We start from the raw sequence: 15079 nt of genomic DNA on the forward strand, positions 1-15079 counted from the left end.
TTGATTTCATTTTTCAAGAAAGATTTCCTTGTATATTGGAGGGATCGGAAGGAGATCATCATCTCCTTGATCACGCCGATGGTTCTCATTACGGTTCTTAGTTTAGCCTTGCCCGGATGGGTCGAGAATTCGACGAAATCCTTGCAGATGAAGGTGGCCTTCGTGAATTTGGATGACGAGGAGACCGGTTTGCAACAAATCAGGGAATTGCTGTCACAACAAACATTGCCTCAAGAGACAAAGGACCTCCTTGGGCAGCAGTTGGAACAATCCGCACCGGCCGGACTTTTTAAGCAAGTGCTGCAAGAAGATTCCGTGAAGGAGATCGTTACCTTGGTCGAGTTGGATAACGAGGAAGCGCTCCGCAGGCTAGAAGATGGGCAAATTGATGCCTTATTTACCATACCGGAAGGTTTCACGTTTGCCGTCCTGAATAAAATGCTGCTCAATGAAGGAGAAGGATCGGAGATTCTCATTACGGCGGATGACGGTTCTCTTCAAGTTGACGTGTTGAAAGATATCATTGGCAGCTTTACTAGGACATTGAATTTACAGGCTGCGATCCGGCATGTTTCAGCCGGGAATCCCGACTTGGATGCCGACCGCTTAATGGCCGACAGCGAAATTGGCGGGCGGGAGATCGTACCCGGTGTTAAAATAGTGACTTCCTTTCAGTATTACGCTCTGGCGATCAGTATTGTATTCGCGCTGATGATTTCCGTTACCGTGTCCTCAAAAGCAATTGCGGAAAAACGGGAACATACCTTTGAACGCATTCTGCTTGCCGGCTCTAAACCGGTGAACTATTTGTCGGGGAAGATGAGTTCTACGATTTGTTTGTCACTTGCTCAGCTTGTGATTGTCCTGCTCTTATCGCACTTTATTTTTGGCATTTTTACGGACCGGTCATGGCAATTTTGGACGGGGATGGCTGCAGTTCTTATTATAATGTCAGTTTGCATGGGGGCGTTGTCCTCCCTGTTCACTGCGCTCGTGTTTCGTTTGGATGATCAGGCGGCAAGTGGAATCAGTTTTATAGCTGTAATTATCGCCGGTTCGATCGGAGGCAGCTTTGTGCCTGTATATGTACTTCCCGAATGGCTGCAAGCGGCCGGCGAATGGACGCCGAACGGGTTGGGTTTGTCCGTTTTGCTGAAGTGGCTTCAGACGGAAACAATTAATGACCTTTCAGATGCGATGTTGAAGCTGGCTGCGTTTTCAATTATTTCGTTTGGATTAGCGGTCTGGATCTTTCCAAAAAGGGGGCGTGTCCAATGAATCCGGTGTTTATGGCTCAATGGATGAAGGAGAAGCGTTCCCCGCTCATGGTTCTACTGTTTTGCGGACTTAGTATCATTGCCACGCTTTTGTTCGGTCAAAGCGCGGACAGTAAGTTAAAGATCGGAGCTTTTCCGGCATCCGGTGTTGAAGCAGACACCGCGGAGGAATGGCTGGAGGTTCTTAATGCGAACGATGCCATTGAATTTATCATGATGGATGAGCGGAAGGCCCGCTCGGAGGTAAATGAGGGGCGTACGGATGCGGCGATTCAGTTGATGGAGAAAGATTATCGAATCATTGCCTCTATCGACAATCCAAATGTCCAGCTAGTGGGTCAAATTGTTCATTCCGCATTTATGGAGGAGCTTCAGTTACGGGCTGCCGAACAATTTTCTAATGATGCTAAAGCGTTTCGGGAAGGGGTGGAATCCTTTCTGGAGAATCCGCCGCTGGCAGTTGGGGTACAGACTCCGGATGGCAAAGACCTGATTGAATACGATATGAATCTCCAATTGTTGTTTACGTTTACTTTATTCCTGGCTTGCTTCACGATCGGATATAAAATTAACTCGATTACGATGGAAAAGGTGTCGGGGATTTGGAGCCGGATGATACTATCACCTGTGCGTAAATCGGAAATGTATATGGGCCACCTTATGTATAGCTCCCTCATTGGTTTTATACAAATAGTAACAGTTTTCCTATTATTCCGTTATATCGTCGGTTTCGATCTGGGCGGTCGATTCGGTATGCTTATAATCGTAGCGGCGCTGTATACATTGACGATTGTTGCCTTCTCCATGCTGCTTACAGGGATTTTGCGGACTCCGGAACAATTTAACATGGTTTTCCCGTCCGTCATTCCGATCATGCCGCTGATCAGCGGAGCCTATATGCCGCCGGGCACGATCACGAATCAGTTTCTGTTATTAGTTTCTGAAGTGCTTCCGCTTAAGCACGCGGTGGATGCGATGGTGAAAATCTCGATCTACGATGCAGGCTGGCCGGATGTTTTTCTCCCGCTTGCCAAGCTAAGCATGATCGGCGTGATTTGCATGGGAGTCGGCATCAATTTAATGGAACGGCGCAAGGGTTGACTGCAGAAATACTAAATCGGAATTGGAATATGGCAATAAAGATGAATGGCAATCCGCTTCCCGTGACAAAATGTAATAAAAAACGGGAGAGTAGCCGCTATGTGGAAAATAGATCGACAGATTCTTAGGACAATCACAATTTTGGTTTTAATTTCGATCATAATGTCCGGATGCCATAATTCAAAACCGAAGGAACAGGATTTGCTGCGGTTAAAATCAACCGGCGGGGCACAGCCCAAAAAGGTTATATATGTGTTGGTTGACTCCTTGATGCCTCAAGCCATTGATCGAGGCATCCGAGCCAAAGAGCTTCCGACCCTTCAATATCTCACCGAACACGGGCAATATTACAAAAATTTAGTCAGCTCCTTTCCGACGATGTCCGTTTCGATAGACAGCACTTTGCTGACCGGAAAATATCCGGTCGATCACCGGGTGCCTGGACTGACCTGGTATTCAGCAAAGGACAAGAAAGTGATCAATTACGGAACAGGCCCCATCGAAATTGTTCAGCAAGGCGTTAATCGTGTGTTGAACGATGCGATCATTCATTTAAATCAAGACCATTTGAGCAACGGCGTTACGACGATACATGAGGATTTGACGCAGCGCGGGTTGAAATCCGGCTCTGTTAATGGCTTGATTTACCGGGGAGCAAGGGATCATACTCTGTCGCTCCCCGGCTGGATTCATATTCCTTCCTCATTACCGAAGGAAATCCATGTGAAAGGGCCGGACTTCTTGACCTTGGGATCGTTGTCCAATCCGTTGGAAGGTCTAACTTCCTTGCCTGAAGGCTTGACCGATAAGCTGGGCTTCAATAACGATTATGCCATCGAAGTCGTCAAATATTTAGTCCGGTCCCGAAAATTGCCTGATTTTCTGTTCGTGTATCTTCCAGATCTGGATCAGAAACTGCATAAGAACGGACCGTCCGCATCAAAGGGGCTAAAAGCCATGGACCGGCAGCTTGACTCCTTGCTTCAATCTTTTGGCTCACGAGAGCAAGCGTTGAAAGAAGCAGTAATTATTGTTGCTGGGGACAGCGGCATGACGGCAATTCGCCCGTCCGATCAGCACCCGGAAATCGACTTGCCTGACCTGTTCGGCGATGCCCGGGTGCTTAGCCCGGGTGAAACCGGGTCCAAGGAAAAGGATATTTTATTCGCTGTTAATGAAACAATGGCTTATGTTTATTCGCTAAAGGGGGAAGCCTCATTAAAAAATGCCGCGGCTCTGCTGCAAGCCGATCCCCGTATCGATTTTGTGGCCTGGAGTACTCGGGACAGGATTCACGTCAGCCAAGGAGGAACCTCAAAGCAGCTCAGTTATAAGGCTGGCGGAACGTTGAGGGACCCTTACCGGCAATCCTGGACACTGGAAGGGGATGCCGAAGTATTGGATTTGCGGGTAAATAAGGAACACCAAACATTGGATTACGATGAATATCCCGATGTACTCATGAGATTGTCGAGTGCACTCCATTCGCATGAGGGTGATTATTTGATCGTTACGGCTAAGCCCGGATATGAACTGACAGACAAAAGCTCACCAAAGCATGAAGGCGGCGGCGGCCACGGTTCTATCCGAAAAGCGGAGTCGCTCGTTCCCTTGATCATCGGCGGGACGGATCGAAGACCTCAATCCTTGCGCGTGGTGGATTTGAAATATTATTTGCTTGACCTTCTTTCAAAGGACCTTCAAAATAATGGGATAAAGTAGAAGAAAGAAGGTGGAAAGAAGCAGATGTCGACTAGTAACTGGAAGAGAAATATTATTCTCTTCCTAAGCAGCCAAACGATATCCCTATTTGGTTCAGCCTTGGTTCAGTATGCGATGATGTGGCATATTTCGCTTACTACCGAGTCGGGAGTAATGATGACCCTGTATATCATTTGCGGTTTTATCCCGACCTTTATTTTGTCTCCCTTTGCCGGTGTCTGGGCGGATCGGTTTAACCGGAAACTCCTCATTATTTTTGCCGACGCCCTCATTGCGGTAGCCACCCTGATTCTGGCTATTTTATTTCTTATGGGGCATGATTCGATTTGGCTGCTCTTTGTTATGGCTGTTATACGGGCTTTCGGAACCGGAATTCAAACCCCGGCGGTCGGTGCCATATTGCCGCAAATCGTACCTAAAGAAAAACTAACTCAAGTTAATGGAATTAACGGAACATTGCAAGCGATCATGACGTTTGTAGCCCCGATGGCAAGTGCCGCTTTAATGACGATGGCTTCTCTTGAAATTATTTTCTTTATCGATGTCATCACCGCGACCATCGCCATTTTGACTCTGCTTCTATTCTTTAAAATACCAGTACATGAAAAGGCGGCTGAAAAACAGACCACGAGCTATTTCAGCGATTTTATGCAAGGCATCACTTACATTAAACAACATGATTTTTTGAAGAGTTTCTTTCTGTTCTTTGCCGTATTCTTTATATTGATGGCACCGGCCGCATTCCTGACGCCGCTTCAGGTAATCCGCAGCTTTGGAAATGAAGTCTGGCGCTTGACCGCAATTGAGATCGCATTCTCGGTCGGAATGATGGCGGGCGGCGGGTTCATCGCAGCCTGGGGCGGCTTTAAGAACAAAGTTCTTACCATGACCCTCGCAAGTCTTCTTATGGGAGCTTGTACACTGGCGCTTGGCCTTGTCCCTGTCTTCTGGATCTACTTGGTCTTCATGGCCGTATTTGGTGTGGCGATGCCCCTGTTCAATACCCCGACCATGGTTCTAGTCCAAGAAAGGGTAGAAGAGAGCTACTTGGGAAGAATCTTCGGGGTGTTCGGGATGATTTCTACCTCAATGATGCCGGTAGGAATGCTCATTTTCGGCCCGATTGCCGATGTGATCCAAATCGAATGGCTGCTGATCGGGACCGGACTGCTTATCTTGATTCTGGCGGTGTTCTTAGGCCGGAACAAAATATTACTTGAGGCCGGAAAGCCGATCGCGAACGAGCAAGGATAGATTTAAGATATTCCCTGATTTTCAGGGCGCAAGCATCGCTTTCAATATCAATTAGCCATGAACTTTGACCACAACGGTTAAGGTTCATGGCTTTTCCTTTTTACTTTATTAAGAAACATAAGTTTAGAGGCTTGGGGGAATATTTAATTTATGCTGCTATAAGGAAAGAGAGTGAACAACTAATGGAATTGTATCGCGATCACGGAACCTACCAGGCTGGGGACATCGTTTATGTCTTTTATCGCAACCCGCATACCCAGGATGTTGCTAATATACAGGAGGCCGCCGTTGTGAATCATCCGGAGCAACCCGGTGAGCTCGCCGTGTTTCTTTATGAAACATATTATCCACTGACTCAGGAGATGGCTGTCTATGCTACGGCCGGCGAAGCGGAGCAAGCATACGACCATTACTTTGGTAACGCACCGGAGGAGACCCTGGAATGATCAACCCGTTTATGCCGAAGCTGGTGTATTTTGAACCGGACGCCTTAGAATATCCGTTGGGCAAACAATTGCTTGAGAAATTCTCTAATATGGACGTCGAAATTCGCTATACGACCTCGCATAACCAAGTGAGGAATCTTCCGGGGGACAATGATTTTCAAAGATACCGGGTGGCCAAATCGACGCTGGTTGTCGGAATCCGGAAGACGCTGAAGTTCGACACCTCCAAGCCGTCGGCCGAATACGCCATCCCATTTGCCACAGGCTGCATGGGTCATTGTCATTACTGCTATTTGCAGACGACCATGGGGAGCAAGCCGTACATCCGCACCTATGTCAACGTGGAAGAAATTTTGGAGGCCGCCGACAAATACATGGAGGAACGTGCACCCGAATTCACACGCTTCGAGGCGGCCTGTACTTCCGACATTGTAGGAATCGATCACTTAACCCACACCTTAAAACGGGCTATCGAGCATTTTGGCAATTCCTCCTACGGGAAATTGAGGTTCGTGACAAAGTTCCACCATGTGGATCATTTGCTGGATGCGAAGCACCAGGGAAAAACGAGATTCCGCTTTAGCGTCAATGCTGACTATGTGATTAAGAACTTTGAACCTGGGACCTCGCCTTTGGAAAAAAGAATTGAGGCTGCCGGGAAGGTTGCAAGAGCCGGTTACCCGCTGGGATTCATTGTTGCTCCGATTTATATTCACGAAGGATGGGAGCAAGGTTATCGCCATATGTTTGAACGCCTTGATGCCGAATTGCCTACCGATGCGCGGGACGATATTACGTTTGAATTCATTCAGCACCGCTTTACCAAACCCGCAAAGCGGGTAATTGAGAAGAACTATCCAATGACCAAGCTGGAGCTGGATGAAGAGAAGAGAAGATATAAATGGGGTAAATATGGTATCGGGAAATACATCTATCAGAAAGAGGAAGAAGAGGACCTGAAAAGTCATCTTTATAGCGATATGGAGAAGTTTTTTCCTAAGGCAAAACTGGAATACTTTACTTGATGAGGACTTGGATGTCCGGGCTGATGAGGAAGAGCAAAGGGTTGCATATAAAAAAAGGGCTGTTCTCTGTATGAGAAGCAGCCTTTTTTAAGTCTCTAGATAAATTGGAACCATTTAAAGTCGAACTGGCTTCCGGGCAAGAATACAAAAGTCACCGTTTGAACGCCAGTGATCCGCTCAAGCGTGAATTCCCTCTCGCAATAATCCTCGGAGTAGGCAAACTCCACGATCTGTCGTGATTCCCCATCCGCACCCTGGAACAAGATATGCAGCGTATTCTTGTCGAGTGGAGAATGTCCGCTGATCACAAGTTTCGTGGCGCCGGTCTCACCAAAATCCATATCAATATAGACCAGTGAAACGTTGTTGCCTATATTGGTGGTGGCATCCGGTGTAATTGTATAGGAGTCTCCATAGATGTCGTTATTGTCCAGCGCGTTCAGCCTTTGAAACGCTTTGTCCGGGTGTTTGAACTGAAAGCCTTTCAGATGGATTTTCCGGCGTAACACGAAACAGAGGGAGGTGACCCCATTCAATCGTTTCGGTAACCGGTAAGTCTCTTCCTGATAAACGTTCCAAATGGATGGCCGTTGATAGGTAACCACCGTTAGCAATGAAGCATCCGCTTCATCCGGATGACCTTTCCAGATTTCGATTGGAAACTCCTCGCTATCCAGAGAGAAGATAGGCAGCGTGATTTCATCCGAGCCAAAGCTGCCAAAATTTATGTTGTCAAAACAGATCCAGCTTTCATCGTCGCGGGATGTAGCGACACCCCGATCATTGCCGTTCGTCAAATTCCGGCTGGCATCGCTGTGTAACCCGGCAGAAACGAACTCATAAGGATTCGTGTGCGCTTGCCCCAAACCGTCGATATGGAATTCCATCACTGAATATAACCGGATGGCGTCAGCACCGTTTCTGGTTCCGCAGCGAAGATAAATATCTCCGTCCCCCAAAGCCGTTAATACCGCTTCGTGTCCGTTTACTTGCAGGGATGCGATGTTGGTATCGACGCCCGCCGCGTTCGTGACGCGCCATTCCACTTCCCGATAAGTGACATCGGCGGGATGGAGCTGTACCCGAACCGGCAGCGTATTTTTGTCTTTGTGCAGACGGTTCCCTTCGGGGCAGATAATCTCCAGCTTGCGGATTGGAACTTCATCTGAATCCCGTTTCTGAGTAGCCGATTCCGTTTCCTCAAGCTGAGTGGCCGCAGGGGCAAAACCATAAAGCGTTAGAATTTCCGACTGACTGCTGGTCGGTTGCGCAGGAATCGATTCCAATGTAATCTCGCACGGCAGCAATCCTTTGGATTTTGCCCGAACTTTAATGGTGCCGCTCTCCATGTTGGCCGCAATGACGGCAAGGAGTTTACCGCTAAACAACCGGCGGTTTGATCCTTTATAGGAGTCGTAGTCGGTGCTGTCCCCGTTATCCAAACCCACCAGCCGGCCAGGTCCTTCCACCGTCAGGTGAACCCGGTTATTTGCGTTTTCTACGGGATGACCGGCTTCATCTTTAACCGAGATTTCAACAAATACGAGGTCGGAACCGTCCGCCGTGATCGTCGCTTTGTCTGTTTCCATGGCAATCACAACGGCATCCCCGAAAGATGATTTCACATCCTCGGCAATCTGAGCGCCATTCTCATCGTAGGTAACCGCCCTGAGATCACCTTTGGTGTATGGAATTTGCCATTCTCCCAACAGCTGCTGTCCGTGAGCGTGATCAATATCTCTGGTTCCTAGCGATTCTCCGTTTAAAAAGAGTTCAATTTTAGGAGCATTGGAGCAGACTCTTACATCGATAAGCTGCCCCTCGGAGAAATCCCAATAAGGGAAGACATGAATCATAGGGTTTGCTTTATAATCTCTCCATTCCGCTTGGTAGATGTAAAAAGAATCCTTCTTGAAGCCCGCCGTGTCCAGTTGCCCGAAATACGAGTTCTTGGTGTGATAGGGGGTTGGTTCACCGATATAGTCAAACCCGGTCCATAAAAACTGTCCGGGAGAGAAGGCAGCATCCCGATCGGCAATGATGCAGGTTTCCGTGCTTTTTGCTCCCCAACTGGTGGAGCTGTTCCCCAAGGAAGAGCATTGCTCGTCGTCATCCGACAACATGGATTGCGCAAACGGAAAGTGATAGATCCCTCTGCTTTGAACCGTTGAGGAAGTCTCGCTTCCATAGATAATCCAGTCAGGGTGCTCCGCATGATGCTGCTCATAGTATTTCTCCGCATAGTTATACCCCGCAAACTTGACGAGATCGGCGCATTTTTGGGCGTTTTCCCAAGGCATAAAATTGGAACCGATCGTTACGACTGCATTGGATTTAGGATCATGAAGCAGGACTTCGTCTCTTAGCTGCCGAGTCAGCTCCTGACCGCGTTCATCGGCATGGGTATCGTAAATCTCATTTCCGATGCTCCACATCAAGAGGCAGGGGCGGTTCCGATCCCGCCGCACCCAGCTGGCCACGTCTTTTTTCCACCATTCCGGGAAGAATCTCGCATAGTCATAAGTAGTTTTCTTCCGCTCCCACATATCGAACGCTTCCGAGACGATGAGGATGCCCATTTCGTCGGCCAGCTCCATCAGTTCCACGGCAGGCATATTGTGGGCGGTACGTATTGCATTTACGCCCATCTCCTGAAGGAGGACGATCTGTCTTCGTAAAGCCGCTTTATTGACAGCGGCACCGAGACAGCCCAAATCGTGGTGCTGGCAAACACCGTGAATTTTGACCTTGCGGCCGTTCAGGAAGAAACCTTGCTGGCTGTCAAACTTCATGCTCCGGAAACCGAAGCTTTGCACTTCTTCATCGATGAGGCAACCGTCCGCGATTAGCTCCGTTTTGAGGACGTATCTATAAGGACGATCAATATCCCAAAGTTCGGGGTCAGCGACTTCGAGAAGAGAAGGGGTGTTTACAATCCCATCTTGAAGAGGTTGGAAATCGTTTTCCGTTTGGGCGATCATACATCCCGAATCATCCAGTATGCTATGGCGCAACTTATAATGAGATGCGGATTTCAACATCATACCCGCATGGATTTCGGTTTCTACTTCAACGTGCCACGCTCTCTCTACTTTTCTCGCCGCGATATAGATACCATCCGCAACAAGGTGGGTATCCGGGTAAGTTTTCAACCAGACGTTCCGGTAAATTCCCGCCCCCGAATACCAGCGGGAGTTGGGAGCCTCATGGATAACTTGGACATGGATTTCGTTAGGACCTGCCGATAGATAAGGTGTAATGTCCAGTTCGAAGGTAGAGTAACCATATTTCCATGTGCCTGCAAGGCGGCCGTTAACATAGAGCGAGGAATTCATGTAAACGCCTTCAAAACGAAGAGACAAGCGGGTACCCGGTTCAATTTTGTCCAGATGCAGTAGTTTTCGGTACCAGCCTTCGCCGTCTTCGTATAAATTGTTAGCGTCGTAAATCAGCCAGTCATGGGGCAGAGTTACCGGCTCCCAAACCACACTGTCTTTAGTGGCATCTGCAAATCCTGTATGTAGCGGTTGTTTGGCAAAAAACCAGTCATTATTAAATTTTGTCTTCTGACTCATGCGCATATACTCCTTTGTGATATGAAATAAGACATGAATTACCGAAGGGTATGAATGCCATACTCGATCATATAATTGCACACTTCCGATAGCTTGTCGATGTATTTATGTTGTGAACCGGGAGTTTTCTTGCGGCAAAGTGATCGGTTTGATGAAGGACAGCAAGCAAATTTCCCGGATACCTTAAGAAGATGAAATAAAGCGGAGAAATTGTTCGAAAGAGGAGGGTGGGTGAAGGAAAAAAAGAAATAGCGGCTATAATTCCAATATAGTCCAAGTTATGAAAGTTTAACTTTTTAGGGGAGTGCGTTATGATATAGACATCACCAAAAGGAACCGCAGGTTGGCGGAGCCACAGGTGATAAGCTCTACCTTGAATGAAGAGATGGATTTCAGAGAGGAGAGAGTCCCGATGATCTAGGTAAGCGAAGCATACCGGAATCGGCTGCAATTGAACGGAAGACGGAAGTGACAACGTCTTTTAGCAGATCGTTGGTATGTGGGAACCCAAGCAAACCAGGAGCCAAGAAATAGGAAATGCCATTCAAAGCAAGGAATAAGCTTGCCAAGAAGGAGCGCGATTCCGATGCAAACGGTTAGCGAAGCGTACGGATACGATGGTTCACTCTAGGAGTAACGTCCGTGAAAACGTTGCTCGTGAAGATCGTGTACGCGGGAATTTACCCCTATATGCAGGACATGGATCATTACTCCAAAGGTGGAGTATCTAGGGAAATCGAAAATTGAACAATTGCCATGTCGTGGATATGGATTGTTGGTGGAGGAATGGATTGAATTGAATAGCAATTTCAATACGTAAATCCCTGGTAGCGAAGGCTAGCAGGGATTTACGCGTTTTTGACGCAATTATTTTCTTAAAGCCTGAAGCATGTCATTAATATGATAATACATTAGTTGTTTAGCTTGCTCCGGTTGCCGCTCTTCGATCGCGATGGCGATCAGGATGTGGTAATTGGAAGCTTTGGTCCTCATATGCGGCAAGGTATTGGTTTGCTTGCGTCCTTCCGCCAATAAGGGATAAATCGATTCCATCATCCGCAGCAGTACGGGATGCTGGGCCGACTCGGCAATTAACCGGTGAAAAGACAGATCCGTATCCAGAAACGGACCTCCGTCTTCCATCTGAAGCACCATGGAATCGGCCAATTCCCGAAGCTGACTGGCCTCAGCATGTGTGGCCCGTTCGGCGCTCAACGCGGCCAGTTCCGGCTCGATCAACAGCCTTGCCTCCAGTAGCTTGACGAGTGAAATATCCCCGAGTTCTTTCAGATTTGCCGTAGGGTCCTCTAACAATAACGGATCATTTCTGACATACATCCCCCGGCCATGTTCAATGCTCACATTTCCCTGACTTTCAAGCGCCCTCAAAGCCTCTCTGACGGTAGTGACGCTAACCTCCAATTCCTTGGAAATCTGCTGAAGCGTGGGAATTCTTGACCCGGGTGGCCATTCTCCGTCTACGATTTTCTTTTTTAGCAAATCTATCGTCGTTGTGAACGTACTTTTTTTCATCATCGGCGTCCCCTGTAAGTTCTGATATCATCCTCATTCTATCATAGCCATACCTATACCTGCTAATGAAAACGATATTGACAACCAAGAATATAGATACTATGATACCACCATAAACATAGTATCTATTTTGTTTAATGTAGTCAAATTGATACTATTTATGCTGTATCTCTAAAAATAGATCGGTTCTATATGAGGTTTTAAATTAATAAACTAATATAGATGCGATCAATTTCTCGAGGTAGTTAAGCAAACCACCAGTTGCTTGTACAAAGGAGGACGTTGGATGGAGGTTGTAACTTTCGGAGAATCGATGGTCCTGTTTAGCGGAGACCAGGAACTGCCGCTGGAGTATGTTCACCAGTTTCATAAACAGATGGCTGGAGCCGAATCGAATGTGGCGATCGGGCTGGCAAGATTGGGCCATTCCACTGGCTGGTTCAGCAAGCTCGGCCAGGACGCCTTTGGACGATATATCTTGCAGAGCGTTCGTGGCCAAGGCGTGGATACGTCGCGTTGTACATATACCGACGCAGCCCCGACGGCCGTGTTCTTCAAAGAGCGCGGACGCGGCGGAAAAACGAAGGTTTACTATTATCGCCAAGGGTCTGCCGCCAGTTTGATGACTAATGACGATTTGGATGAATCCTACCTTACCCAGGCAAAAATTTTGCATGTTACCGGGATCACTCCGGCTCTGAGCGAAAGCTGTTTTGAGCTGACGAAGCATGCGATGGATGTTGCCAAGCGCAATCAGGTGAGCATTGTGTTCGATCCCAATATCAGGTGGAAGCTGTGGGATCGCGATACGGCGAAATCCAGACTGCTAGAACTGGCGGCTAGGGCCGACTACATCCTTCCCGGATTGGACGAAGGCGAGTTCCTGACAGGACGGCCTCGAGCGAAGGAAATTGCCGAATTTTTTCTTAAGCTTGGATCTAAGGCAGTTGTCGTAAAGCTGGGCAAGGATGGAGCGTATTATCAGTCACTGACGGAGAGAGGACATGTGCCAGCCATTCCCGTTCAGGAGATCGATCCCGTGGGAGCCGGCGACGGGTTCGCTGCCGGATTTATTAGCGGACTGCTGCGTAATGACAGTTTGGCAATGTCTGTTACAAGAGCGAACGCCGTGGGAGCTATTGTTGTTGGGGTCCAAGGCGACACCGAAGGCCTTCCCAATGAAGAAGAGCTTCAAGCGATGTTGTCCGGGCAAACGGGTTATCAAAACGTTCAACGTTAAGGAGTGACGAAATGAATAAACAAGAGAAGTTAAGGCTGCTTAAGGATTCCGGCGTTGTTGCCGTTGTGCGCAGACCACCTTATGAAAGGGCCGTTCGCATAACGGATGCGCTTGTTGCGGGCGGAGTCAAAGCGCTGGAGATCACGATGGATAGCGACAGGGCATTTGAACTGATCTCTTTGTTAAATGAAAGATACGGGGAAGAGGTTTTGGTAGGTGCAGGCACCGTTCTGGACGCCGAAACCGCCGAGAAGGCGATTGAAGCCGGCGCGCAATTTATTTTTTCGCCTATTTTGGATGAAGAAACGATAAAAGCCACGATCCACCATGAGGTGATTTCCATTCCGGGCGTGATGACGCCGACTGAGATCGTGAAGGGGCACCGCTTAGGTGCGGACCTGCTCAAAATTTTCCCGGGGTCTTCACTTGGCGTCAATTATATCAAGGAACTTTCGGCGCCGCTTGGCCATATTCCGATGATGCCGACGGGCGGGGTCACATTGGACAATGTGGCACAGTTCATTCAGGCGGGCGCAGTTGCGGTAGGGCTAGGCAGCTCGCTGCTCGACAAGAAATCCATGGAAGAAGAACGGTATGACGATATCACCAAGCGTGCAGAGCAGTTCATTCAAGCGATTCATCAAGCAAGAGAATAGGAGAGATCAACCGTGAAAATTACAAAGTTTAGCACTTATATCGTACCGCCGCGTTGGCTGTTTTTGAAGATCGAAACCGATGAGGGCATTGTGGGCTGGGGAGAGCCTGTAATCGAAGGGAAAGCACATACGGTGCAGGCTGCGGTTGACGAATTAATGGATTACCTGATCGGCAAAGATCCGTTGCGTATCGAAGATCATTGGCAAGTCATGTACCGGAGCGGATTTTACCGCGGGGGACCTATCCTGATGAGCGCGATCGCCGGGATCGACCAGGCTTTATGGGATATCAAAGGAAAGGCGTTTAATGCGCCCATCCATCAATTGTTAGGCGGCGCTTGCCGGGATTCCATGCGCGTATACTCGTGGATCGGCGGGGATCGTCCGACCGATGTGGGTCTAGCAGCCTTGGACAAACAGAACGCAGGTTTTACGGCGATCAAAATGAATGCCACCGAAGAATTGCAGTATATCGACAGCTATTCCAAAGTGGATCAGGTCGTGGAGAGGGTTGCTGCCATTCGGACGGCGACAGGGCCGGATTTCGGAATCGGCGTCGATTTTCACGGACGCGTCCATAAGCCTATGGCCAAAGTATTGGCAAAAGCGCTGGAGCCTTACCGGCTCATGTTCATCGAAGAACCGGTGCTTCCGGAGAACAACGAAGCGCTTCGCGAAATCGCCAATCACACCAGCACCCCGATCGCTACCGGGGAGAGAATGTTCTCCCGCTGGGATTTTAAAACGCTGTTGCAAGACGGATATGTCGATATCATTCAGCCGGATTTGTCGCATGCGGGCGGGATTACGGAGTGCAAGAAAATCTTTGCCATGGCGGAAGCTTACGACGTTGCCGTCGCACCGCATTGCCCGTTGGGACCGATTGCGCTGGCTGCCTGCTTACAGGTGGACGCGACGGCGCACAATGCGGTCATTCAGGAACAGAGTCTTGGGATTCATTACAATGCGGGCAACGATTTGCTGGATTATATCGTGGATCCCGGCGTGTTCTCCTATGACGACGGGTTTGTGAAAATTCCTCAAGGACCCGGGCTGGGTATTACCGTCAATGAAGAGTATGTGATCAAAATGGCGCAAGAAGCGCCTCACCGGTGGAGAAACCCGGTTTGGAGACACCAGGACGGATCGGTAGCGGAATGGTAAGAGGCACCCTGCACGGAATCAAACAAAATGACCCCGTAATCGGACAAGAGTCGGTTTGAGAGCCCTTACATTTCTTATACAATAAA

Annotated in this window: 11 protein-coding genes; 9 read left to right on the forward strand and 2 right to left on the reverse strand. The window is 48.5% G+C overall.

The window, feature by feature from the left end; all coding sequences use genetic code 11:
• The 6 genes from KJS57_RS12685 (at position 1) to splB (ending at position 6825) form a co-directional block, all read left to right on the forward strand.
• Positions 1-1278, forward strand: a complete 1278-nt coding sequence (locus KJS57_RS12685; RefSeq protein ID WP_213655065.1) for an ABC transporter permease — start codon at positions 1-3, stop codon at positions 1276-1278.
• Positions 1275-2378: an ABC transporter permease gene (locus tag KJS57_RS12690; RefSeq protein WP_213655066.1), complete on the forward strand. Its 1104-nt coding sequence runs from the start codon at positions 1275-1277 to the stop codon at positions 2376-2378. Before KJS57_RS12685 ends, KJS57_RS12690 begins: the two co-directional genes overlap by 4 nt.
• A gap of 201 nt (positions 2379-2579) precedes the next feature.
• Positions 2580-4100 (forward strand): alkaline phosphatase family protein, encoded by a 1521-nt coding sequence (locus tag KJS57_RS12695; RefSeq protein ID WP_244861516.1) that lies wholly within the window; start codon positions 2580-2582, stop codon positions 4098-4100.
• A gap of 24 nt (positions 4101-4124) precedes the next feature.
• Complete coding sequence (locus tag KJS57_RS12700) at positions 4125-5354, forward strand: MFS transporter (protein WP_213655068.1); 1230 nt, start codon at positions 4125-4127, stop codon at positions 5352-5354.
• A 182-nt stretch (positions 5355-5536) separates the two neighbouring features.
• Positions 5537-5800, forward strand: a complete 264-nt coding sequence (locus tag KJS57_RS12705; RefSeq protein WP_211020740.1) for a transcriptional regulator SplA domain-containing protein — start codon at positions 5537-5539, stop codon at positions 5798-5800.
• Positions 5797-6825: a spore photoproduct lyase gene (gene splB, locus KJS57_RS12710; protein ID WP_213655069.1), complete on the forward strand. Its 1029-nt coding sequence runs from the start codon at positions 5797-5799 to the stop codon at positions 6823-6825. The genes KJS57_RS12705 and splB overlap by 4 nt, the downstream gene beginning before the upstream one ends.
• Positions 6826-6920: 95 nt before the next feature.
• Here splB and KJS57_RS12715 read toward each other — a convergent pair whose 3' ends face one another.
• Together KJS57_RS12715 and KJS57_RS12720 are read right to left on the reverse strand one after the other, a co-directional pair.
• On the reverse strand, positions 6921-10400 hold the full coding sequence (locus KJS57_RS12715) for a glycoside hydrolase family 2 TIM barrel-domain containing protein (protein ID WP_213655070.1): 3480 nt from the start codon (positions 10398-10400) through the stop codon (positions 6921-6923).
• An 867-nt stretch (positions 10401-11267) separates the two neighbouring features.
• Positions 11268-11933, reverse strand: coding sequence for a FadR/GntR family transcriptional regulator (locus KJS57_RS12720; RefSeq protein ID WP_213655071.1), 666 nt, complete (start codon positions 11931-11933; stop codon positions 11268-11270).
• Positions 11934-12219: 286 nt separating this feature from the next.
• Between KJS57_RS12720 and KJS57_RS12725 the strand changes: the two genes are divergently transcribed.
• Genes KJS57_RS12725 through dgoD form a run of 3 tightly spaced genes read left to right on the forward strand, consistent with a single transcriptional unit; the run spans position 12220 to position 14993 of the window.
• Positions 12220-13173, forward strand: coding sequence for a sugar kinase (locus tag KJS57_RS12725; protein WP_213655072.1), 954 nt, complete (start codon positions 12220-12222; stop codon positions 13171-13173).
• Positions 13174-13184: 11 nt separating this feature from the next.
• Complete coding sequence (locus KJS57_RS12730) at positions 13185-13829, forward strand: bifunctional 4-hydroxy-2-oxoglutarate aldolase/2-dehydro-3-deoxy-phosphogluconate aldolase (protein ID WP_213655073.1); 645 nt, start codon at positions 13185-13187, stop codon at positions 13827-13829.
• 12 nt (positions 13830-13841) lie between these two features.
• Positions 13842-14993, forward strand: a complete 1152-nt coding sequence (dgoD, locus tag KJS57_RS12735) for a galactonate dehydratase (RefSeq protein ID WP_211020733.1) — start codon at positions 13842-13844, stop codon at positions 14991-14993.
• The last annotated feature ends 86 nt before the right edge of the window (positions 14994-15079 follow it).

This window comes from Paenibacillus vini, from assembly GCF_018403325.1.
Taxonomy (GTDB): domain Bacteria; phylum Bacillota; class Bacilli; order Paenibacillales; family Paenibacillaceae; genus Fontibacillus; species Fontibacillus vini.